Below are 1367 nucleotides of genomic sequence, written 5' to 3'. Positions count from 1 at the left end.
TCTTTACGCTCAATCGCCAGTTTCCAGGCGACCGCAGATTCTACCTGGTCACATGGACGCCATGTGCTCATGTTTGGAGTCAGACGCAGCGACGCCATTTGCTCAACCGGTTGGTGAGTCGGGCCGTCTTCACCCAGACCAATCGAGTCGTGCGTGTACACCTGAATGTTCTGAATCTTCATCAGCGCCGCCATGCGCATGGCATTACGTGCGTATTCCATGAACATCAGGAAGGTCGCGCCGTAAGGCACGAAACCGCCGTGCAGCGCGATACCGTTCATGATGGCCGTCATACCAAATTCACGCACGCCGTAGTGGATGTAGTTACCAGAGAAGTCGCCTGCTTCCAGAGACTTCGAACCAGACCACATGGTCAGGTTAGATGGGGCCAGGTCAGCTGAGCCGCCCATGAACTCAGGCAGTAGAGCGCCGAAGGCTTCCAGTGCGTTTTGTGACGCTTTACGGGAAGCGATATTGGCAGGGTTAGCTTGCAGTTCTGCGATAATGGCGCTGGTGGCTTGCTCCCATTCCGCTGGCAGGTCACCGTTCACACGGCGTTGGTATTCAGCCGCTTCGGCTGGGTAAGCGGCGGCGTAAGCGGCGAACTTGTCATCCCATGCTGCTTCTTTCGCTTTGCCCGCTTCTTTCGCGTCCCACTCTGCGTACACATCCGATGGGATTTCGAATGGGCCGTGATTCCAGCCTAAGAACTCACGTGCGGCTTTGATTTCGTCTGCGCCCAGAGGAGCACCGTGACAATCGTGCGAGCCGGCTTTGTTTGGTGAGCCGAAACCAATGATGGTCTTAGTACAGATCAGAGTCGGACGAGGATCCGCTTTTGCAGCGATGATCGCTGCGTTGATCGCCTCGGAATCGTGACCGTCTACTGCCGGGATAACGTGCCAGCCGTACGCTTCAAAGCGTTTTGGCGTGTCGTCTGAGAACCAGCCTTCCACGTGACCGTCGATCGAGATGCCGTTGTCATCCCAGAAGGCGATCAGTTTGCCCAGACCCAGAGTGCCGGCCAGCGAGCAGGCTTCGTGCGAGATGCCTTCCATCAGACAGCCGTCGCCCATGAACACATAAGTGAAGTGGTCCACGATGTCGTGGCCAGGTTTGTTAAACTGCGCCGCCAGTGCTTTTTCCGCAATCGCCATGCCCACCGCATTAGTGATGCCCTGGCCCAGAGGACCGGTTGTGGTCTCAATGCCGGGTGCATAGCCGTACTCAGGGTGGCCCGGCGTTTTAGAGTGCAGCTGACGGAAGTTTTTCAGGTCGTCAATCGACAGCTCGTAACCGCTCAGGTGCAGCAGAGAGTAAATCAGCATAGAGCCGTGGCCGTTTGACAACACGAAGCGGTCGCGGTC

Annotated in this window: 1 protein-coding gene; it reads right to left on the bottom strand. The window is 56.9% G+C overall.

The annotated features are described in order from the left end of the window. On the bottom strand, positions 1 to 1367 hold a 1367-nt coding region (gene tkt / locus VPR01S_RS21860; RefSeq protein WP_040903374.1), incomplete at both ends, for a transketolase.

It is taken from the genome of Vibrio proteolyticus NBRC 13287, assembly GCF_000467125.1.
Classification (GTDB): domain Bacteria; phylum Pseudomonadota; class Gammaproteobacteria; order Enterobacterales; family Vibrionaceae; genus Vibrio; species Vibrio proteolyticus.
The sequence above is the reverse complement of the archived record's forward strand: the minus strand, read 5'-3'. Positions and strand labels throughout refer to the sequence as shown.